This is a genomic window from Prolixibacter denitrificans (assembly GCF_003014495.1).
Lineage (GTDB): Bacteria > Bacteroidota > Bacteroidia > Bacteroidales > Prolixibacteraceae > Prolixibacter > Prolixibacter denitrificans.
In genome coordinates, this window is sequence record NZ_PYGC01000002.1 from 303,214 (window position 1) to 324,990 (window position 21,777).

Annotated in this window: 20 protein-coding genes; 9 read left to right on the forward strand and 11 right to left on the reverse strand. The window is 45.1% G+C overall.

Annotation, left to right across the window (positions count from 1 at the left end; all coding sequences use genetic code 11):
• Positions 1-72 precede the first annotated feature (72 nt).
• The 3 genes from CLV93_RS04930 to CLV93_RS04940 form a co-directional block, all read right to left on the reverse strand.
• Entirely contained in the window at positions 73-2,202 is a 2,130-nt protein-coding gene (locus CLV93_RS04930) for a TonB-dependent receptor (protein WP_106541062.1), read from the reverse strand.
• Positions 2,203-2,231: 29 nt separating this feature from the next.
• A complete protein-coding gene (locus CLV93_RS04935; RefSeq protein ID WP_106541063.1) occupies positions 2,232-2,657 on the reverse strand; it encodes a pyridoxamine 5'-phosphate oxidase family protein in 426 nt (141 codons plus the stop codon).
• A gap of 85 nt (positions 2,658-2,742) precedes the next feature.
• Complete coding sequence (locus CLV93_RS04940; RefSeq protein WP_106541064.1) at positions 2,743-3,150, reverse strand: OsmC family protein; 408 nt, start codon at positions 3,148-3,150, stop codon at positions 2,743-2,745.
• Positions 3,151-3,255: 105 nt separating this feature from the next.
• Here CLV93_RS04940 and CLV93_RS04945 point away from each other — a divergent pair, with 105 nt between their 5' ends.
• Both CLV93_RS04945 and CLV93_RS04950 read left to right on the forward strand, forming a co-directional pair.
• Positions 3,256-3,861: a riboflavin synthase gene (locus CLV93_RS04945; protein ID WP_106541065.1), complete on the forward strand. Its 606-nt coding sequence runs from the start codon at positions 3,256-3,258 to the stop codon at positions 3,859-3,861.
• Between the two features lie 467 nt (positions 3,862-4,328).
• Complete coding sequence (locus CLV93_RS04950) at positions 4,329-5,012, forward strand: ComF family protein (RefSeq protein ID WP_106541066.1); 684 nt, start codon at positions 4,329-4,331, stop codon at positions 5,010-5,012.
• Here the strand turns inward: CLV93_RS04950 and CLV93_RS04955 are convergent.
• The 3 genes from CLV93_RS04955 to CLV93_RS04965 all read right to left on the reverse strand — a co-directional run bounded on the left by CLV93_RS04955 (position 5,009) and on the right by CLV93_RS04965 (position 6,987).
• Entirely contained in the window at positions 5,009-5,584 is a 576-nt protein-coding gene (locus tag CLV93_RS04955) for a UbiX family flavin prenyltransferase (protein WP_174821577.1), read from the reverse strand. The two genes, CLV93_RS04950 and CLV93_RS04955, sit on opposite strands and share 4 nt — an antisense overlap.
• 82 nt (positions 5,585-5,666) lie before the next feature.
• Positions 5,667-6,275 (reverse strand): outer membrane beta-barrel protein, encoded by a 609-nt coding sequence (locus tag CLV93_RS04960; RefSeq protein WP_106541067.1) that lies wholly within the window; start codon positions 6,273-6,275, stop codon positions 5,667-5,669.
• 31 nt (positions 6,276-6,306) lie between these two features.
• Entirely contained in the window at positions 6,307-6,987 is a 681-nt protein-coding gene (locus CLV93_RS04965) for an SIR2 family NAD-dependent protein deacylase (protein WP_106541068.1), read from the reverse strand.
• A 113-nt stretch (positions 6,988-7,100) separates the two neighbouring features.
• Here CLV93_RS04965 and CLV93_RS04970 point away from each other — a divergent pair, with 113 nt between their 5' ends.
• On the forward strand, positions 7,101-7,850 hold the full coding sequence (locus CLV93_RS04970) for a YkgJ family cysteine cluster protein (protein ID WP_106541069.1): 750 nt from the start codon (positions 7,101-7,103) through the stop codon (positions 7,848-7,850).
• A gap of 28 nt (positions 7,851-7,878) precedes the next feature.
• Here the strand turns inward: CLV93_RS04970 and CLV93_RS04975 are convergent, their stop codons facing one another.
• Positions 7,879-8,289, reverse strand: a complete 411-nt coding sequence (locus CLV93_RS04975; protein ID WP_106541070.1) for an RNA recognition motif domain-containing protein — start codon at positions 8,287-8,289, stop codon at positions 7,879-7,881.
• Between the two features lie 268 nt (positions 8,290-8,557).
• Here CLV93_RS04975 and dnaG point away from each other — a divergent pair, with 268 nt between their 5' ends.
• Both dnaG and CLV93_RS04985 read left to right on the forward strand, forming a co-directional pair.
• Entirely contained in the window at positions 8,558-10,522 is a 1,965-nt protein-coding gene (gene dnaG / locus CLV93_RS04980) for a DNA primase (RefSeq protein ID WP_106541071.1), read from the forward strand.
• Between the two features lie 82 nt (positions 10,523-10,604).
• On the forward strand, positions 10,605-11,633 hold the full coding sequence (locus CLV93_RS04985) for an NAD-dependent epimerase/dehydratase family protein (RefSeq protein WP_106541072.1): 1,029 nt from the start codon (positions 10,605-10,607) through the stop codon (positions 11,631-11,633).
• 1,554 nt (positions 11,634-13,187) lie between these two features.
• Here CLV93_RS04985 and metK read toward each other — a convergent pair.
• Positions 13,188-14,444, reverse strand: a complete 1,257-nt coding sequence (metK, locus tag CLV93_RS04990) for a methionine adenosyltransferase (RefSeq protein ID WP_106541073.1) — start codon at positions 14,442-14,444, stop codon at positions 13,188-13,190.
• A gap of 227 nt (positions 14,445-14,671) precedes the next feature.
• Positions 14,672-15,583 carry a gliding motility-associated ABC transporter ATP-binding subunit GldA gene (gene gldA, locus CLV93_RS04995; protein ID WP_106541074.1) on the reverse strand — a complete coding sequence of 304 codons (912 nt, stop codon included), beginning with the start codon at positions 15,581-15,583 and terminating at the stop codon, positions 14,672-14,674.
• A gap of 272 nt (positions 15,584-15,855) precedes the next feature.
• Here gldA and ispG point away from each other — a divergent pair, with 272 nt between their 5' ends.
• Positions 15,856-17,721, forward strand: a complete 1,866-nt coding sequence (gene ispG, locus CLV93_RS05005; RefSeq protein ID WP_106541076.1) for a (E)-4-hydroxy-3-methylbut-2-enyl-diphosphate synthase — start codon at positions 15,856-15,858, stop codon at positions 17,719-17,721.
• Positions 17,722-17,744: 23 nt separating this feature from the next.
• Here ispG and CLV93_RS05010 read toward each other — a convergent pair whose 3' ends face one another.
• Positions 17,745-18,368 carry an HAD family hydrolase gene (locus tag CLV93_RS05010; RefSeq protein WP_106541077.1) on the reverse strand — a complete coding sequence of 208 codons (624 nt, stop codon included), beginning with the start codon at positions 18,366-18,368 and terminating at the stop codon, positions 17,745-17,747.
• Positions 18,369-18,485: 117 nt separating this feature from the next.
• On the opposite strand from CLV93_RS05010, the gene CLV93_RS05015 reads away from it, so the two are divergent.
• Together CLV93_RS05015 and CLV93_RS05020 are read left to right on the forward strand one after the other, a co-directional pair.
• Positions 18,486-19,304: a glycoside hydrolase family 97 N-terminal domain-containing protein gene (locus CLV93_RS05015; protein ID WP_106541078.1), complete on the forward strand. Its 819-nt coding sequence runs from the start codon at positions 18,486-18,488 to the stop codon at positions 19,302-19,304.
• Between the two features lie 68 nt (positions 19,305-19,372).
• Positions 19,373-20,338: a DUF1848 domain-containing protein gene (locus CLV93_RS05020; RefSeq protein ID WP_106541079.1), complete on the forward strand. Its 966-nt coding sequence runs from the start codon at positions 19,373-19,375 to the stop codon at positions 20,336-20,338.
• A gap of 3 nt (positions 20,339-20,341) precedes the next feature.
• Here CLV93_RS05020 and CLV93_RS05025 read toward each other — a convergent pair whose 3' ends face one another.
• Positions 20,342-20,791 carry a hypothetical protein gene (locus tag CLV93_RS05025; protein WP_106541080.1) on the reverse strand — a complete coding sequence of 150 codons (450 nt, stop codon included), beginning with the start codon at positions 20,789-20,791 and terminating at the stop codon, positions 20,342-20,344.
• A 187-nt stretch (positions 20,792-20,978) separates the two neighbouring features.
• On the opposite strand from CLV93_RS05025, the gene CLV93_RS05030 reads away from it, so the two are divergent.
• Positions 20,979-21,773 carry an ABC transporter ATP-binding protein gene (locus tag CLV93_RS05030; protein WP_106541081.1) on the forward strand — a complete coding sequence of 265 codons (795 nt, stop codon included), beginning with the start codon at positions 20,979-20,981 and terminating at the stop codon, positions 21,771-21,773.
• Positions 21,774-21,777: the final 4 nt, after the last annotated feature.

Here is a 21,777-nt window from a genome sequence, read left to right on the forward strand (position 1 = left end):
GGCATTTTGTATTTCTCCAAAAAAAAGAAAGGTCGGAGTTATCCGGCCTTTCCTGATATATCGTCGGAATGTTTAAAAGCGTAATGTAGCACCAGCCAAAACGGATATTCCCGGCATCGGGTAACCGTAATTGATTTCGTAATTGGCTCCGGTCAGGTTGTCGCCCGACACATATACATCAAGGTATTTATTGACCTTGTAGTTCAACTTTCCATTGACCACCACGTAATTCTGACTGACACGCGTATCTCCTTTCACCAGCGTGTAAAGTCCCGAAATCCATTGCATATTGGTATTCAGGGTGAATTTCCCGAAAAGGTAATTTACACCAAAATACAGCTGATTTTCAGGTGATGCCAGTTTGGGCGTGTCCATGTGCAGGTAGCTGTAGTTGGCGTCGAAAGCTAAATTGGGCAATGCGTAATATTTGGCGTCCAATTCCAGGCCGTAGTGCTTAAATGCCCAGGTGTTTTCATTTCGGACGGGAGGAAAAGAACCAGTAGGTACTAACTGGATAAGATTTTTTCCTTTCAGATAGTAAATATCAGCTTCCAACTGCAACTTCTTGTTCAACAACGATTGGTTGTATCCGATTTCGTAATTCCACATGCTTTCGGGCTGCAGGTCCGGATTGGCTGGCGGGAACAGATACAATTCCCGTACATTCGGGCTGCGAAATCCTTTCGATGCCAATAGCTTAACATCGCTGTTTTCGGTAGTTTTGAAGGTCAGTGCAAATTGCGGAATCCACTCGTGACCAAACGTTGTGTGGTGTTGGTAGCGCAATCCGGCATTCGCAGTCAACCATCCGAAAAATGTTTGCTGAACAAAAGAGTAAACACCTGTTTCGTTTATCCAAATCCATTTATCGTTGTACGGCGACGGAACCATGGTTGGTGGGCCATTGGGATTCATTTGCGGAACCATCACCGGCGAACCTTTCCCGCCATAGCGATTCCAGTCAATACCAATTCCAATCAGGTTGTGGTTGATTAGTTTTAAGCCCTGGAAAAAGTTGACACCAAAATTTTTATCAATTGAATTCCAACCATCGTACAATAAGTGATGTCCGCGATTGAAGAAGAGCTTCAGCTTACCGTCAGCCTTGTCGTAATGGTTCGATAGGGTCAGCGTCGTGTTCGTCCGCTTAATATCGTTCCAGGCGCCGTTATTGGCATATATCGATGGATCGGATGCATTGACCGGTCCCGGATCATGAGCGGTGAAATTAACGTAGCTTCCGTCCCAAACTAAATCAAGATGGTCGTTAAACTGATATCCCGTTTTCAGGTAAGCCGTGTTGTTTTTAAAATCGGAATTGTCGCGTGAACCGTCCGTTGAATCGAAATTGTAAGACGCGAAAATATTCAGTCCGTTTCCGCGATAGCCAGCCGAACCTGCCGCTTTTACCGTGTTGAACGAGCCATATTGTCCGCGAACCTGACCCGAAAAGCCCTCTTTATCTTCCTTCCGGGTGATGAGGTTAATAACACCTCCCATGGCATTGGTTCCGTAAAGCAACGAGCCCGGACCGCGAATCACTTCTACCTTTTCCAAATCGGAACTGACGTAGCTGTCGGGAAATGGATGGCCCATTAAGCCCATCATCTGCGGTTGACCGTCAATCATCACCAGCACTTCCGAGGTCGCGCCGTTGAGGCCAACTCCGCGAATGGTAATTTGTCCCGCTGAACCGCTGGCCACGCCAAAACCGCTGTATCCGCGCTGGGTAACAAACATGCCGGGAACTTTGGCGCTCAGCAGAGGCAAAATGTTGGTTTGTGAACTGTTTTCAATTTCGGCTTCGTTAACAACCGAGGTTGTAAGTGGAACCAATTCACGGGTCGTTGCCACCTGGTTTCCGGTAACGAGCACCTGCTCTTGTTGGTAAATTTTCGAAACCAGCTGAAAGTCGGCTTTTGTCGTTTCGCCGGATTTTACCGTGATTGTTTTCCCGGTAGGCTCGTAGCCGATAAAAGACACTTTGATTTGGTAAGTACCTGGTTTTAGGTGATCGAATTGATATTGTCCTTCATTTCCGGCAATCCGGCCCATGCTGGTTCCACGGATGCTAACGGTAGCTTGTTGCAAGGGCGCTCCGGTTTGACTATCGGTGATTCGGCCCTCAAGAGTTTGCCCCAATACCTGATAAACAGGGAATAGCATGAAGGATAAAAAAAGAAAAGTGCAAATTTTTTTCATTATTTAGTTAGTTAATTTATTGTACCTGACTAAGATGGCCAGTATAATTTCTTCCCGAATCCAAGCCGGTTATCCGTCATTTTCATCGACTCAATTAGCAGCACCCATAACTTAGTGTCCATTAGTGCGGCATAGGGAAACTTCTTCAGGTAGCGTTTCTTAACCTTGCCGGATAGTTCGCCTTCGGGTAATTCCAATTTTCCGGTAATCTGCAGCCCCCTGATTTTTCCAACAACGCCTGTTTCCAGCACGATGGAGGCTGCTACCTGTTGATTGGCTAATGCTTCCTGAATATGCCGGGTTTCATCGTCCGAAGTAAAGATGAGCACATTCTCATCTTCGTGATAAGCGTAAAAACAGTTAGCACACCACGGTTGTCCATTTTGGCTGGTAGCCAGCGTCAGGACATGGTGCTCCTTAATAAAGTCGCGAATGCGTTTATCGGGTTTTTCCATTGTTCGTGTCTTCAGCTATCAAAAATAGAAATTCTAGTGTTAATCTGCCTGATTGGTTTTTAATGTTGAAGCGTTATAAATTTCTTTACGGCCAAATGAACTGAATGTTTTGTTTGATTTCGGGATGAAGACTCAATGCTACCGGACAGGTTTTTGAAACTGCTTCGAGTAACTTTTTATCTTTCTCACTGTAAGGCTTATCAGGAAAACGGAAAGTGACCTGAATTTCGCCAATGCGACGTGGATTAGCGGCCATGATCTTGGTAATCTCAATTTGAGTTCCTTCCAGGTCGATTCCTTTGTCCCGAGCCTTAATTCCCATGATGGTCATGATGCAATCGCCGAGCGCTGTTGCTGCCAAATCGGTCGGCGAGAAAGCTTCGCCACGGCCTTGATTATCCAGCGGCGCATCGGTTATTAGTGTACATCCCGATTGGAGATGTTCGTTTTCCGTTCTGAGGTTTCCCAGGTATTTTGTCTTAACGGTTGGCATACAAATGAATCTTATTGTGTTATGGTTACGGTAACGGAACGTTGGTTCCTCTTTTCTCTCTTCAAAAATAATTACCTTCGTAGAAATTTTTAAAGATACGCGAAAATGTTCTCAGGAATCGTCGAAGGAATGGGCACTGTAGTGGCCATCGATAAAGAACAGGAAAATGTTCACCTTACACTGGAGTGTGATTTTGTTAATGATCTGAAAATCGATCAAAGTTTGTCACACAACGGGGTTTGTCTCACGGTAGTGAAAAGAACCGATACAACCTACACGGTTACCGCTATTAAGGAGACGCTCCAAAAGTCGAATCTGGGTTTGCTGAAAGTTGGCGATAAGGTCAACCTGGAGCGCAGCATGCCGATTAACGGACGACTGGACGGACACATTGTTCAGGGACATGTTGACCAGACGGCTACTTGCCGGAAAGTAGAAGAAGCCGATGGAAGCTGGTACTACACGTTTGCTTACGATTTCGATATAGAGAAAGCGCGGCAGGGATATATGACCGTTGAAAAAGGTTCGGTGTGTGTGAATGGTGTCAGTCTCACGGTCGTGAATGCAAAAGACAATAGTTTCCAGGTGGCAATTATTCCTTACACTCAGGAACACACTAACTTCCACACTTTTGAAGCAGGTTCTGTTGTAAATATCGAGTTCGATATCATTGGAAAATATTTGAGCCGGTTGAATACCTATAATCAATAACTGAGCTCACGAGAAATAGAGAGGAAAGGCCCGTAAAATGCGGGCCTTTTTTTATGATTCAGGTGAAAGTGTTTTCTTGATTATTAGGGCAAAAAAAAGGTTGCAACTCGTGCAACCCCTTTTGTGTATTTAAGGACAACATGTTCTTCTGGGAATTGGGAAAATGGAAAAAGAATAACAAAGTTTGCCCTTAAAATGCCTGCTTTTAAAATCTGCTGCAAAGTAGTAGTTCTACGAGATCTAACCAAATTTTTTTATTAACATTTATTACGTTCATATCTGTTTTTGCCTTTCCATAATCCACTGAAAGCCTTATACCATTCGGTTTAATTAACGGAATCAAATATTCTTCTCTCCTATCACATGTTCATACATAAAAAGACTGTTTTCCTGGGTGAATCAAATCAGGAGTGAAAGAGATATATAGTATGACTGAAAAATAGTAACTTGAATATCGAAGATAAGCTATGTCTCTTGTCAACGATTTCATATCACTTTTCTTTCCCCATTTATGTGCCGGCTGTGGCGAACCTCTGGTCCATGGCGAAGAGGAAATTTGTATCCGCTGTCTCGCCGATCTGCCCCGGACGGGATTTGCCCGGTTCGCTGATAATAAAGTGGCCCAGGTTTTCTGGGGACGCATTCCATTGGAGCATGCTGTTTCGCTTTGTTATTTCGAGAAAGGAAGCCGGTTGCAAAAGATGTTTCACAGGATGAAGTATCGGCGTGAACCAGGAGTCGGGCAGGTTTTGGGAAGAGAATTGGGAATCGAGTTGTTCTCCAGTTCGATGTTCGAAACATTGGATGCGGTTATTCCGGTTCCGTTGCATCCTAAAAAACAAAAGAAACGCGGATATAACCAGAGCGAGTACATTGCCAATGGTATCAGCGAGGTGATGAATATTCCGGTTATCACCGATGTGTTGATTCGTAACGTCCATACTTCATCGCAAACGCGGAAGAGCCGTTACAACCGTTGGGAGAATGTAGAAGGTATTTTTCAGGTTACCAAACCGGAAAAACTCGGGAATCTGCATGTGCTGGTAGTCGACGATGTGGTAACGACAGGCGCTACCCTTGAAGCCTGTTGTGCACCATTGTTGAAAATTCCGGGTGTGAAAGTGAGCATTGCAACCCTGGCGTGTGCTTAATGGCCCGAATCTCCGGGCCAGCGGTAACTGTCGAGTTGGAGGCCTGCCAGATCGATAACCCGGTTGATGACTGTCGCGGCTGCTTCTTCCAGTGTTTCGGGGCGACTGTAAAACGACGGACTGGCCGGACAGATAATGGCTCCGGCTTCAGTTAAGCGGGTCATATTCTGCAAATGAATGAGACTGTACGGTGTTTCCCGGGGAACGAGAATCAGTTTTTTGCGCTCTTTCAACATCACATCGGCCGCGCGGGTAACCAAATCGTCTGAAACACCTGCGGCAATTCTCCCCATTGTTCCCATCGAACAGGGCACGACCAGCATGGCATCGTAACCTGCCGAACCGGAGGCAAAAGGGGCATAGAAGTCACTTTTCTTGTATTCGAGGAAAGGATATTCCAGAACCGGCGGTTCGCTGTTCAGTTCGTACGACCATATGTCGCGGGCGTTGGTCGACATCACCACTCCGCAGGATTCAATTTGGTCCTTGATGCTTTCCAGCTTTTTCAGCAATGTTGCTGCATAAATCGAGCCGCTTGCTCCGGTAACGGCAACCACCAGTTTTTTTCTCATGATACCAATTCTTCTCTTCCGGTCATCCGGGAAAGTGTTTACAGAAGAAACGAAAGACGGGGATAAAAGTTTCTTGCCAAAGTTACCAATCAATTTGATAAAACAACGTAGTCGTAATGGCCCGGCTATACTGGTCATCGCGTATGTAAACAATTGATTGTCCAGGTAGATTCCTAATCGGAGTTAGTGAAATAGCGTAACGGATATCGACCTGGAGTTTCGGCAGAACATTGAAGCGACCACCTGCCATTACGTCCCACGTGTTGTCTTTAAATGGTAATGTTTCCTGTGGCGGCAAATCTCCGTAATTATCGAATTCGCGGGAATTAACTAACCGGTTGTATGACACTCCGGCTAGTACCGAAAGCCAGTCTTCAGCCCGATAGCCGATGGTTACGGGCATCTCCATGTAGCCGAGGCGCATCACGTATTTCCTCAATTCACCTGTTTTCGGATTGGGATTCATTCTGCTCCCTTTCTGGGTGTACTTTAATTCCAAGCCGCTCCAGAGTTTCGGAGCCAGGTCGATTTGTACCCATCCGCCAGCAACAATTCCGACTTTGTTAAAGCCGGAAGATAAATCACCTTCCACCTGTGTGGCATTGAGTCCTCCCTGTAGACCGCCATAAAATTTCTGCGCATAAAGCGACGCTGGTAGCAGAAACAGAAGAATAACGAATAGTTTTTTCATTTATCGGATTAATTGTCTGTCTATTGCAGACCTATTGTTTTAATATTCTTTCTAACTCGGTGACGCCGGCGCCCGCTTTCATTGCTATAATGTGTACTTCCGGTGAGACCTGAAATGGCGGATTCGGGTCGATTAGGAAAACCGGCACATTTTCTCGCGTATAATTCAACAGCCCGGCTGCCGGGTAAACATTCAATGAAGTGCCAATCACCACCATGATATCTGCCGATTCAACCAACGCAACAGCATCGGGAATAGCGGTAACTGGTTCGCCAAACCATACCACGTGCGGGCGCAACTGACTTCCTTTTTCGCAACAATCTCCGGGCTTCAGTTCCCAATTGTCGAGATCGTAAACCAGCGATTCATCGACGGTGCTGCGTGCTTTCTTCAGTTCGCCATGCAAATGAAGCACATTTCGAGAACCAGCCCGTTCATGCAAATCGTCGACGTTCTGCGTAATGATTCGAACATCGTAATCATCCTGTAATTGGGCCAGGCCTATATGGCCAGCATTGGGCTCGCATTCGAAAAGCTGTTTCCGTCGCTCGTTATAAAAACGCAGGACAAGTTCTGGATTTCGTTGCCAGGCTTCGGGACTTGCTACTTCGGTCACATCGTACTGCTCCCATAAACCATCCATGTCGCGGAAGGTTTTGAGACCGCTTTCGGCGGAAATGCCAGCACCGGATAGTACTACCAGTCGTTTCATTGGCCCGATAACTCTTTAGGTTAAATGTTCGTATGAAAATATACGAAGAATGAGTGAAACCATTATATGGATTCATATAATTCGATATCTTGTTGTTGTTCTAATTTTACTGTATGACACGGGAAAACCATGATCCGTATGCCGAGATTGACCAGGCTTTTTTTGCCGATGGATACCGTTTAGCGGCGAGTAATCTGGAAGATAATTTGACCAGGGATTCGCTTTTGGCACATCTAAAAACGCAATATAGCGTAATCGATAGTCTGTTGGAAGCTTTTCAGCATAGAGTCGAGTCAAGCGGTAGCCATATCGATTGCCGGCGGGGATGCTCATGGTGTTGTCATCAACAGGTTTTGGTGATGCCCGCAGAGATGCTGTTAATTGCTGACTATATCCGGACGAATTTCGATGATGAAGCGAAGGAATCTATTCTGAGTCGTGCTATAGAAAAGGATGAGAAAGTTCAATCCCTAACGGCTGAAAGGGCCTTGCAGGTAAAAATTCCGTGTCCGTTACTACAGGACGGGAGTTGTAGCGTTTATGCGGTTCGGCCGATGGCGTGCCGAATTTATTTGTCCTCTGATTTGAATAGCTGTCTTCAGGAATTCCACCAACCCGAAAAACCGGATGTATATCCCCAGTTATTCGATTTTCCGCTGCATGCAGGGCGAATGATGAATAGTGGATTAATTCATTACCTGAAAGAAAAAGGTATTTCGGTACATGAAAACAGGCTGGAAAAAATTCTCAGATTGCTGTTGGAAAATCCCGATAAGGGGAGCAACTGGTTATCGGGTTCCGATGATTTCGGTGAAGGCCATGAACAAGTTGAGGAAATTGTTCGGCTAAGAGAAAAAGCATAAAAAAAGCGGGCATTGCCCGCTCTCTTTTTTAGTACCTTCTATCGGAGCGACGGTTGAAATCTCTGTTTCCACCATCCCGGTTAAAATCTCTGTTTCCACCCTCGCGACGGTAACCTCCTTCACGACGATATCCACCACCGCCACCACGGTTGCCACCTCCACCACGGAAATCACGACGATCATCACGTCCGCCGCCTTCACGGGGTGCTGATTTCTTAACAACAATTGTGCTGCCCTGAAGCTCTGATTCGTTCAGTTCACTGATTGCTTCATAAGCTTCCGGTTCATTAGGCATTTCAACAAATCCATATCTTTTGGAGTTCCCGGTTTCCCGGTCGAAGATAATTTTGGCGTAAGCAACTTCGCCATAGTGTGCAAAAAGATTCTCAAGGTCTTCGCTTGTAGTCTCGGAGCTCAGCTTTGCTACAAAAATGTTCATGATAAATAAAAATTATTAAATAATTAAAAGGGGTAATGAACGCGGTTAGAAGAGAGACAAGCAAAGCAAGTGTTTTTCAATCGGCTCACAGAACTTATTTCTAATCTATAAGTCAAAAGTAACCTAAAAATTTCAGATTGATACCAACCTTTGGTAAAGATTTTTTCAATTAAGTGTTAATTAACAAACCTATAGAATAATTTTCAAATCAACTGGATACAAGGACAAGCTGCCGATAGGATCTGTCAATTTTCATTACTTTTGCTTCATGATTGATCAGGGTACGATACAACGCATACTGGACAGTTCCGAGATTGTGGATGTCGTTGGTGATTTTGTCACACTCAAACGGCGGGGAACCAATTTCATCGGTTTGTGCCCGTTCCATAACGAGAAGACTCCTTCGTTTAATGTGTCGCCTTCCAAAGGAATTTATAAATGCTTTGGTTGCGGAAAAGGAGGAAGTGTTGTCAACTTTGTGATGGAGCATGAGCACCTCTCGTATGTGGAGGCCCTGAAGTGGTTGGCGAAAAAATACAATATCGAGGTAAACGAACGGGAAGAAACGCCCGAAGATATCCAGGCCCGTAACGATCGCGAGAGCCAGATGATTGTCACTTCGTTTGCACAGAAATATTTCACCAGCCAGCTTTGGGACAGCAACGAAGGTCGGATTGCTGCATTGGGCTATTTCCGCGAACGCGGATTACGCGACGACATGGTCCGGAAATTCGAGTTGGGCTATTGTCCTTCCGGGAATGATGTTTTTACCCAGGAAGCCTTGAAAGCGGGATACGAGATGAAGTTCCTGGAAAAAACCGGACTCACCATTAAACGTGAGGATTGGATTCGCGACCGGTTCAGCGGCCGTGTCATGTTCCCTATTCATGGTGTTTCGGGGCGGGTAATTGCCTTTGGTGGCCGGACACTTTCGCAGGATAAGAAAATTGCCAAATACCTCAATTCACCGGAGTCGGATATTTATCACAAAAGCCGTGTTTTATACGGAATCTTCCAGGCAAAACGCAGCGTTATTCAAAATGATAAATGCTACCTGGTGGAAGGATATACCGATGTAATTGCCATGCATCAGTCGGGAATTGAAAACGTAGTGGCATCGTCGGGTACGTCGCTGACAAGTGACCAGATCAGGTTGATTCGCCGGTTTACCAACAATATTACCATTATTTACGATGGCGACCAGGCAGGTATCAAAGCCTCTCTGCGCGGAATTGATTTGGTGCTGGAAGAAGGGGTGAACGTTAAAGTGCTTCCGCTTCCGGAAGGCGAAGATCCCGATTCGTTTTCACGTTCGATGGGCTCTTCCGAGTTGCAGGAATACATCGACAAAAACGAAACCGATTTCATCAAGTTCAAAACGCAACTGTTGCTGGAAGGTACCGAAAACGACCCGATTACGCGCGCGCGATTGACGACCGATATCGTTCGTTCAGTTTCGGTTATTCCGGATGGGATTGTACGGGCGGAATACCTGAAAGAATGCAGCCGTTTGATGAATGTTCGGGAAGAGGTTTTGTACGAAGAGTTGCGGAAGCTGAAGCGCAAGCGCGACGACGAAATGTTTCGTAGAGAACAGCGGGTGCAGGTGCATCATGAGAATATTCCGGAAGCACCAAATGTTGAAGTCAAGAAAGAGGCCGGACCGGTTAATAATCCGTGTGCCATCGAAGAGAGGGAAGTGCTTCGTATGATGTTGAAGTATGGCGACCAGAAGCTTTTCGAAGTAGAAAACGATGAAGGTGAAACCGAAGTAATCACCGTCGCGGACTATTTTATATCGGAACTGGATGCGGATGGCATCGAATCGGTCGACCCGGTAATTCGGCAGGTTTTTCAGGAATGTGATGAACATTTCGGTGAAGAAGGCTTCGAACCGCTGCGTTACTTTGTTCAGCATCCCGATTCATCTGTTAGTCAGCTTTGCTCCAATATTTTGTCGGAAAAATATACCGAAAGTCAGTTTTGGAAAAAGCAGGGAAGTTACGTCGAAGAGGAACACGATATCTTGTACATGCTGGTGCCCCGGTTGTTGCAGGAGTACAAACTCCGGATGGTACGATTCCTCATCAACCAGGCCATCGACGAGATGAAAGAGGCAGCTAAAGGCGACGATTTTGATCGAATTGTCGATTTGCAGCGGAATATTCAGAATCTCAAATTGGTAGAAAAGGAGTTGTCGGATAAACTTGGCAAAAGGACCATTAATTTTTAAACCCAAACAGATACTGATTGGTTATCTCAAAACCACATATCATCTTTGTGGTTTGTTTCCTTTTAATCAAAAGAATTAGTTAATGATATATGTAACCGGCGGGACCGGAATGCTGGGGGCGCATCTGCTCCATCGTCTCACAAAAGAAGGCTATCAGGTAAGGGCCTTGAAACGAGAGACCAGCAAACTGAACCAGATACAAAAAATATTTTCTTACTATAGTTCCGAAGAAGAGGCCAGGCAACTGTTGGCAAAGATTGAGTGGGTTGACGGTGACTTGCTCGATCGTGATTCGATAAAAGAGCATCTCGTAGGTGTTGATTTTATTATCCATGCAGCGGCAATCGTTTCGTTTAACCGAAAGGATCGCAATGCGATGATTCATAGCAACGTTGAGGGAACAGGCAATCTGATTGATTTGGCAAAGGAAGCCGGAATTAATCGCTTTTGCCATGTAAGTTCTACTTCGGCTTTGGGAAATCCACCCGAAGGCGTTCCTGCCTCTGAAGAGCACGTTTGGAATAATAGCCGGAAACGGACTGCCTATGGCATGAGTAAATTCCTTTCCGAGATGGAAGTTTGGCGGGGAATGCACGAAGGCATGGAGGTGCTAATTGTGAATCCCGGTGTGATTATCGGACCGGGAAACTGGGACAATGGAAGTCCCCAGCTTTTTAAGACCATTTGGAACGGATTCCTGTTCTACACGAAGGGCGGAACCGGTTTTGTCGATGTTCTCGATGTGGTTGAGGCGGTTGTTTCGACGATTGATCCGGCGCAGTGGGAGTTGGCGAAAAACGAACGATATGTGTTGGTAGCCCGAAATGTCAGGTTTCGCGAATTCTTTAACCTGGTTGCTGACAACCTGGGAAGAAAGCGGCCTGTTATTCCGGCTGGGAAATGGCTTTTGGCAATTGGCTGGCGTGTTGCCTTGTTTGTATCCTGGTTTAGTTCCTCGAGGCCAGCCATCACCCGCGATAGTGTCAATAGTTCTAACGAGATGAGTCATTACGACGGTTCCCGTATCACCCGGGTTGTTCCGTTTCAGTACACTGCCGTGGAAGAAAGCGTAGCCAGGGTATCGAAGATTTTTCTGAAAGAGCATAACTAAGCCAATTACAACTACCGGAAACTTGCATTAACGATATTTAAGTAGCGTTGAATTTACTTAACGGAATATTGTTACACCTTTGTTCTCAAGGAAGAGCAAGTTTTTCATTGATATGTTAGAGTTAGTTGGTTTAGTCAGTTAGGTTTTACAAAGCCGGGTTCCCAGCCCGGCTTTTTTATGGTTTGATGTGAGGTTTAACTTTCTTTAATACCTGTTTAAACGGGTTAACAGAAAAAACGGGCACCTTTGTTAACAGGAAAAGCAAGTTTTTTCATAGGAATCTTTAAGTTAGGTTAGTTTGGTTTAGTTAGGTTAGGTTATTAAGAAGTCGGGTTCCCAGCCCGACTTTTTTGTGTCCTCATATTTCTGAGCTCATTTCAGTGCAGGGCTGTCTTCCCGAATGATTTTCTATTTACTATAAGGTTTAACTTTCTTTAATACCTGTTTGAATGGGTTAACAGAAAAAACGGGCACCTTTGTCAACAGGAAAAGCAAGTTTTTTTCATAGGAATCTTTAAGTTAGGTTAGTTTGGTTTAGTTAGGTTATTAAGAAGTCGGGTTCCCAGCCCGACTTTTTTATGTTGTCATATTTCCTGAGCTCATTTTAGTGCAAGCCTGTCTTCGTCCGAAAGATTCTTTCTATTTACTATAAGGTTTAACTTTCTTTAATACCTGTTTGGACGGGTTAACAGAAAAAACGGGCACCTTTGTTAACAGGAAAAGCAAGTTTTTTTCATAGGAATCTTTAAGTTAGGTTAGGTTAGTTTATTAAGAGTTGGGTTCCCAGCCCGACTCTTTTTTTGTCTCCACATTTCGGTTAAATAAATTTTTTGCGATTCGGCCTGTACAGCAATCATCCACCGTATCCTTCTCCTTTAACTTTTCTTAGTATCCGTTTTAAGCACTTAACAGAATATTGTTTCATCTTTGGTCTTAAGGAAAAGCAAGTTTTTTCATAGGAATCTTTAAGTTAGTTTGGTTAGGTTAGTTGATGAAAGAGCCGGTTGCCTTTGCAGGTACCGGCTCTTTTTATGTGCGAATCCGTTTTAATGCTGGTTGATTGGCTCAGGTTGCTGTGAGGCAACTTGATTTTTCCCTCCGGATCCACCATATATGGGCATTGGTTAGTCGAAAATATTTGCTTCAAAACGCGAAGCGGAAAACCTATTTGCCGTTGTAAAAACAAACACTAAATCCGGATGCCCGGACTTAGTGTTGCAGACTTTTCAAAAGCAAAACTTGATTAATGAATGCATGTACAAAGGCGAATTTGGGTTTTGGTTTCCGTTCGAAAATATGGTAAGTCTGGTATTTTTGCGAAACAAATGGTCAATTCGAATGCACAAAAAGTAAAATTCAATATTCAAAAGATAAATACGGAATTGTGTATTGACTGATGTGACTTCATCAATTGAATTATTAAGGACCAAATTGTCAGAAAGATAATAGCTGGGTTTGCCACATCATATTCAATAATCGATGGTATTCTCTCAGACAAAAAAAGATCGCTCATTTTGGGCGATCTTTTTTTGTTTATGTAAGAAATGAGATTTGTTAAAGCATAAAATGCTCTCTTATTTTCTCAACATAATCGAGTTTTTCCCAGGTAAAGAGTTCTACTTCGCGTTCTAGCTTGCCCGAATACGGCGATTCAAAGTTTTTGACGACTGTTCTCGGGGTCCGTCCCATGTGTCCGTAGGCAGCTGTTTCTTCGTAAATCGGATTACGAAGCTTCAACCGTTTTTCGATGGCAAACGGACGAAGGTCAAAAATCTCGCTAATCTTTTCCGCAATTTCGCTATCCGAAAGATCGACATTGGCCCGACCGTAAGTGTTAACATAGATGTTTACCGGTTGGGCTACTCCAATGGCATACGCCAGCTGAACCAATATTTCATCGGCAACGTCGGCGGCTATCAGGTTTTTGGCAATGTGGCGCGCAGCATAAGCAGCCGAACGGTCTACCTTCGACGGGTCTTTTCCGGAAAATGCTCCTCCACCGTGCGCTCCTTTTCCTCCGTAGGTATCGACAATAATTTTACGACCGGTTAAACCTGTGTCGCCGTTAGGACCTCCGATAACGAACTTCCCGGTAGGATTAACGTGCAAAACATATTGGTCGTCGAACAATTTCTTCAGACGCTCAGGCAACTTGGCAACCGTGCGTGGAATAAGAATCTTGCGGACATCATCTTTGATTTTTGCCAGCATACGTTCGTCGTCGTTGTCGAAATCGTCGTGCTGCGTAGAAACTACGATGGTGTGAACCCGCAACGGTTCATTATCGTCATTGTACTCAATCGTTACCTGCGATTTGGAATCAGGACGAAGGTATGTCATTTCCTTTCCTTCGCGGCGAATTTCAGCCAGCTCTAGCAGCAAACGGTGCGATAATTCCAGCGGAAGCGGCATGTAATCATCGGTTTCTTTACACGCATAACCAAACATCATCCCCTGGTCACCAGCTCCCTGGTTTTCGCGATCTTCGCGGTCAACACCCCGGTTAATATCCGGCGATTGCTCATGAATGGCTGTGAGGATACCACATGAATCACTGTCGAACTGATACTCGGCTTTGGTGTAACCTATGCGGGCAATTACGTCGCGTGCCTCTTTCTGAACGTCGATATACGTCTGGGTCTTTACTTCGCCGGCAATAATTACCTGCCCTGTGGTTACCAGGGTTTCAATCGCCACTTTCGAGTCCGGATCGTACGCCAGTAAGGCGTCTAACAATGCATCGGATATTTGATCAGCCACCTTATCGGGATGCCCTTCCGATACCGATTCTGATGTAAACAGAAATCCCATAATTATAATTTTTTGGACGGCACAGGCCGACCATCGATGAAACAAAAATAGAACGGGACGTTAAATGGTTGATTGATAATAGACGGGAAGGCACTGCTTTAGCATTTTTTTCCGTGGTTGCAATCAATCAAATCTATCCACATTCGAGGCACAAATGTACATCGAAAATATTTAAATATGCAAAAAGATGGATAAAAATTGAATGACAGGCATTGACCGGTTTCTGCTCAGTTCCCGGTTACTTCGAGGAAGACTTTCTCGAGTGTGGTGGTTTCGCGTTGCAGTGTGAGTAAGACAAATCCATTTTCTGCCGCAAAGCGGAATATAGCCGGCCTGATGTCTTCGGGCGTAGTTCCGGTCAGAAGCCATTCCGACTCGCCGGTTTTTTCAACCTGTTCTACGCCATCGATCGATCCGAGCATTTCAGCCGTAACCTCACCTTGTGTTTCAATACGAACAAGCTGAGGTGCGTCGGTTCTGAGTGCGTGAAATTGCGAACGGTCTTTGTCAGCTACAATCCGGCCTTTGTTGATGATAAGTACCCGGTTGCAAATAGCTTCCACTTCCTGCATAATATGAGTGGACAGCATAACGGTTTTATTTCGGCTTACTTCCTGAATCAAACGTCGGATTTCGATCAGTTGTGCCGGGTCGAGTCCGGAGGTTGGCTCGTCGAGAATGAGAACGCCCGGATCGTGAATCAGCGCTTGTGCAATGCCCACACGCTGCCGGAATCCTTTTGACAGGGAACCGATCTTCTTTCCTAATTCCGGAGTCAGCCCGGTAAGTTCAATCATTTCTTCAACACGGGCTTTCCGGTTTTTGATTGGGTACATTCCGGCAACTGATTCAAGGTACTCCCGGATGTACATGTCGGGATACAGGGGGTTGTTCTCGGGCAGGTATCCAATCTGCCGGCGTATGTCGATAGAGTGTTCCCGGACAGGCAGGTCATTCACCACTGCGTTGCCCGATGAAGGAGTGAGCAAGCCGGTGATAATCTTCATCATGGTTGATTTTCCAGCACCGTTAGGTCCCAGAAAACCAGTCACCTCACCAGTGTGGATGGAAAAAGTAACATCGTCCAGTGCTTTCTGCTCCCCGAATAATTTTGTGATGTTTTCGACCTGTATCGACATAAACTCGCTTTTCTACAAAAATAACTTTTCCTTTCATTTGACAAGAAAATCAGCGGCTATGGCCGACAATTTTAACTGTTTTTGCTGACTTTAGGTCTAAATAGCAATATGCAATGACAATTTTCATATCTCTCTGAAAATCTTTGCTAATTTTGTGGCAGCGAACCATGAAACAACTAATTTCGAGAATTTCGAACAGGCTCTTTGAATGCCAATTAAAAGTTGTGTAATGAGTCTGTTTTACAGTAAAATGTCCCGGAGCGACGATAACCATGAAGGATCAGAATTTTAATTTTGTGAAGAGTTTATTCCGGTACGAGCGGCAAGAAACAGCTACCGTACAAGTAGGAGAAGTGAAGGTTGGAGGAGAGTTTCCTATTCGTCTACAGTCGATGACCGACACGGATACAAAAGATACGGAAGCCACGGTTGAGCAGATCATCCGGATTATCAAGGAGGGTGCTGATTACGTTCGTATGGCGGTACAGGGACTCCGCGAAGCTGAAAATCTTAAGAATATCCGGGCAGAACTTGATAAGCGCGGATACGCCGCAACACCTCTTGTGGCTGATATTCATTTTTCTCCGCAAGCTGCCGAAACGGCTATTAAATATGTGAAGAAAGTCCGCATCAATCCCGGCAATTTTTACGATCCTCGGGCCCGATTCCAGAAGGTAGAATATACCGACGATGAATATCGTGACGAGTTGGCGAGCATCGAAGAGCGCTTTATTCCGTTTTTGAAAGCTTGTGCAGAACGTGGCACAGCGCTTCGGATTGGAGCCAATCACGGTTCGCTTTCTGACCGAATCATGAGCCGTTATGGCGATACGCCGGCGGGAATCGTCGAATCGGTGATGGAATTCCTTCGCATTTGCAAAAAAGTTGACTTTCACAACGTCGTAATATCCATCAAAGCAAGTAACACGCGGCTGATGGTGTACACCGTCCGGTTGATGAACTACCGGATGCGCCTGGAAGGAATGAATTATCCGTTCCATATTGGTGTGACGGAAGCGGGCGAAGGCGAAGACGGACGCATAAAATCAGCCGTTGGGTCCGGTGCGTTACTGGCTGACGGAATTGGCGATACAATCCGGGTTTCCCTGACAGAAGATCCGGCCAACGAAATTGGGTTTGCCCGTAAGCTGGTCGATGCTTTTAAAGGTCGCGAGAATCATGCGCCAATATCTGCTCCGATGATTTCACAAACCAACCCGTTCGAGTATGAGCGGAGAAGTAACCGCCCGGTTGGTGATATTGGTGGTAAAAAATCGGTTGTTGTCATTGCGTCGCTAAATAACTACACCCTGGAAGAAGTGCGTTCGCTGAATACCGGAACGGAACCGGATTATTATTTCGATGGTAAGCGCATTTTCAATAAAGCTGGTCGAGCATTTCCGATACTTTCGCTCGAAGACTATCTCTTCAACGATATGTACACCAACCAGGAGCGGTTTATTCGCGCCAGCAAACCGGAATATGACGCCCTGAAAGCCGAAAACCCGGAAATTGTTGAAAAGCTGAAGAACGAGCGGAAAGCGATTATCATTATGGAAAGTGATAATCTGAATAGCTTTGCGGAGTTACGTGCTTTCTTCATGGAACTTGATGCGCATATCTGCAAAAATCCGGTTATTCTGCATCGTTCCTACCGGGAAGATAATTACGAAGATCTCCTGATAAAGGCTTCAACCGATTTGGGCGGACTGCTGATTGATGGCTACGGTGATGGTATTTTGTTGTCGAATCAGGGAACCATTGGTTATAACGAGTTGAAGGATCTTTCGTTCGGATTGTTGCAAGCCAGTCGTATGCGGGTAACACGCACCGAATTTGTTTCCTGTCCGGGTTGTGGTAGAACCCTTTTCGAGCTTCAGGGTACCTTATCCGAAGTGAAAAAACACTTCCGTCATCTCAACCACCTGAAAATCGGTGTGATGGGATGTGTCGTTAACGGACCTGGCGAAATGGGCGATGTGGATTACGGCTACGTTGGTTCCGGCCCGGGACATATCAACCTCTACAAAGGACAGAAGCTTGTGAAACGTCATGTGCCATCAGAAAAGGCTGTGGATGAGCTGAAAAAACTGATGATGGAAAATGGTGACTGGCACGAGCCAACGCTTTCCAGGTAGAAAATTTACTCGAAAACTATTTTTTATTTGACGAAAAAATCCGGTAATGCTTGTGTTAGTGTTCCCGGTTCGATATGTAGTGCCTGAATTCCAAGCTCAGATGCAGCCTTGATATTTACCTCGGAATCGTCAATAAATAAAGTCTCTTCAGGTACCAATTCATGGTTTTCCAGAACTTGCCTGAAAATATCCGGATCGGGTTTTCTCATCCCCATTTGATGTGAGTAATAATCTTGCTCAAATAGTTCAGAAAGCACAAAGCCATATGCTGACTCAAAATCCTTGAAATACTGTTGACGATGAATTTCGTTGGTGTTGCTCAAAAGGAAGATCCGGAATTGGCCCCGCAGGCTTTGCAAATACTCAACCCGGTCAGCCGGAATATCGAGAATCATGGCACACCAGGCATCATCGATAGCGGAGTCGGGAATGTTCTGGTGGAGCAACCGGCGTACATTGTCCCTAAATTCTTCGGGTGACGAAGTACCTTGCTCCAGCAGGTAAAACAAGTCATGATGATAGAACCATCCCCCTTCGCCCAGCGGATTTTCCAGTCCCAGGGCGGCAAATGCTTCGACGGTTCGCTCCGGTGCGATATTCAGTATGACGCCGCCTAAATCGAAGATGATATTTTTGATGGTACTCATATCGGGATATTTTGTGGCAAAAGAGCTTCCTGTAAAAAAGCGCCCGGTAAAGTTAGAATATTATCATGAAAGCATTTACTTTGTCTACATGATAACCTGACTTAAAAACTTTGAAAGATGAGACGAACCGGGAACCTGTTTCAAAAAGCGACGAACCTTTCTGCCATTTTTGTTTTCCTTTTCCTGCTCTCAGGATGTTACCAACCTAAAAAGGATTTTTATCGTTTTAACGGAGAAAATGCATTGGAGATGCGCGCTCCAAGTGGTCAGATTAAATTGTTTTTCGAAGCTTTCCCGCAAAAAGGAATCTTATTCAGTATCAATTATAAAGGCAGGAATATCCTGGAGCCTTCGCGACTGGGATTAACGAATGCGGAGAACAAGGCCTTTTTGTCTCAGCCGGAGGTTGAAAAGGTGATTGGTCGTTCGTACCGCGAGCAGCAAGCCGGCGAAGCAGCCGATGCGCATAATTATAATGAATTGGCCATTTACCTGCGAAGTAAAGAGGTTCCGGATAGGCGCATGAAGTTGCTGGTGCGGTTGTACGGGAATAACGTGATGGCGTTTCGTTGCGAGGTGCTTTCCGGTTTATCGGAGAATATTGATATCAATGGAGAATTGACGGAATTCATTCTTCCGAAAGGAAGACAGAATAATTTCTATAGTGGCCAATTGGGCGATAATCCCATTCAACCTGATACGCATATCGATTTTCCGGTGTGGTTCAGTTCGCGTAATGCCTGGGTTCGGATCAGCGATATCGAAAAAGTACCGACTGCGTCACTACGAAAGACGGGAGATTTTACGCTCGATGTCATCAGTGAAACCGGGACCGTTATCAACTTTTTCCCGTTTCCTTTCCCTTGGCGGGAAATAACTATCGCCGATTCGAAAGAAACGATTATGAACACCGAAATCCCTTCCTCACTGAAATAACCGGGGCTGTTAACTTATTTGGAGTTCCGGTTGTATGCTGTGAGAGATTAGACTGAAAAGGCAAGCATATGATTTGGGATAAATCTACGATACAGCTCCCCGATGGACGGATTGAAGAAGCTACGACGCCGCTTATTATTTCGGCCAGTCGTCGCACCGATATACCTGCCAATTACAGTGTCTGGTTCAGGAAACGGCTGAAGGAAGGTTATGTGAGTTGGAAAAATCCCTACAATCAGAAAGTCAGTTATGTCTCCTTCGACAAAGCACGTCTGTTTGTATTTTGGAGTAAAAATCCGGCTCCGTTTTTTTCGGCTCTTCCGTTGCTCGACGAGCGTCATCTCAATTACTATTTCCAGTTTACACTGAATGATTACGAGTCGGAGGGACTTGAGCCTTTCATGCCTCCGTTGGCGAAACGGATAGAAACTTTTCAGAGATTGTCTCAGAGAATTGGTCCGGAAAAAGTAATCTGGCGGTTCGATCCATTGTTGATTACCCGGGAATTATCGCTGGAGAAGCTGATGCAAAGAGTGGAATCATTGGCCAGTCAGTTGAGTGGTTATACCCGAAAACTGGTTTTCAGCTTTGCCGATATTTCGGTTTACCGGAAAGTGGAGAGGAATTTGCGCAAAGCCAGTGTCGATTACCGCGAATTTACACCGGAGTTAATGAACGAAGCGGCAAAAATGCTGGAGGACATTGGGACGCGATACGATCTGGAATTGCGTTCGTGCTGCGAGGCAATCGACCTGAGGGGGTATGGTATTCAGCCAAACAAATGCATCGATGACGATTTAATCCGTGAACTATTTTCTGGAGATCCGGATCTGATGAATTTTATTGGCGGGCAGGACACGCTATTTCCCGGTGAGGACAATAGTCGTTATCTGAAAATCAAAGATAAATCGCAGCGGAATGACTGCGGTTGCATTGCCTCAAAGGATATCGGGGAATATGATACTTGCCCGTTGGGATGCACGTATTGCTACGCCAACTGTATTCCAGGGAAAACTCATCCCATTGGGCGATAATTATCAGGGAACAATCAGCGAATCTACTTTATCAATCAGGTAAACTTTTGTTTCGTCAGCCGATACTTTTACCTGGAATTTTCCCGAAAGGGCAAAAACAACCGTATCGCCGCGCGTGACGTTGACCTGTTGATGGTACTGGGCTGACAGCCCGTCAATAATGGCAAAGTTGTAGCTTTTCAGAATTTTTTCTGATTGATCCATCGACAATTTCCAGTAAGCATCTTTAGCGTAAGGCTCCAATGAACCTCTGTATTCAGGAGCGTTGACCGCTTGGCAGTCGATGTTTACGGTAACGGGATGAATAGAGTCGGTGACGCTATCGGGTTCGGTATACGAAAAGTTGACTTCCGTTTGCGCAAAATATTCCGGGGTATTCTGTTTTTTACACGATACCATCAGCAACGTAAAGGTGATCAGTAGAATAACCGGTATATTCAGCTTGCTCTTCATATTCGTATGGTTTGCTACAAAGTTAAAAGGGATTGGGAAAAGTCAGCGTTTTCAGGAAAAAATAAATGCCAAATTGAATTATGTTAATTTATATAGATTTAAACGGACCAAGTTTTCTATTTCTTGCTGATTATATCTGCGACAAAATTCTAACTTTAAATTCGATAATCTAAACTCACCAATATCAATGGAGTCTCAACATAATGTTATTGAAATCCGTGACCTCTACAAAAGTTTTTGGAGTGGAAGCTCGGAAAATGAGGTGCTCAAAGGAATTAACCTCGATATAAAAAACGGAAATATCATTGGTTATATAGGTCCGAACGGAGCTGGCAAATCGACTACCGTGAAGATATTATGCGGTTTGATTGACGACTTTGAAGGCGATATCCGGATGATGGGAATGAACGTTCGCACTGATGCGATGGAGATAAAAAAGCGGATCGGTTATATTCCTGAAAATGCTTCGCTTTACGATTCGCTTACGCCGATGGAATTCCTTTCGTTCCTGGGCGAGATGCGCGGAATAGAACCGGGCCGGGTAACCGAAAGAGCGATGAATCTGTTACGCATTTTTGAGATGCAAAAAAATGCCAACCAGCGCATTTCCACGTTTTCCAAGGGTATGCGCCAGAAGGTGCTGATTATTTCGGGAATGATTCATAATCCGGAGATCATCTTCCTCGATGAACCGCTCTCCGGCCTGGATGCCAATTCAGTTATCATGGTGAAGGAAGTATTGACGCAGCTGGCACGCGACGGCAAAACTATTTTCTACAGTTCACATTTGATGGATGTGGTAGAGAAAATTTCCGATCGCATTGTGTTGATTGATAAAGGTAATGTGATTGCCGACGGCACCTTCGATGAGTTGAAAGCTCAGGCCAACGACGAATCGCTGGAAAAACTGTTTACGCGACTGACCGGATCTACCGGCCTTTCCGACAGAGCAGAGGAATTCATTCATTCTGTAGAAAAGTAGTTGG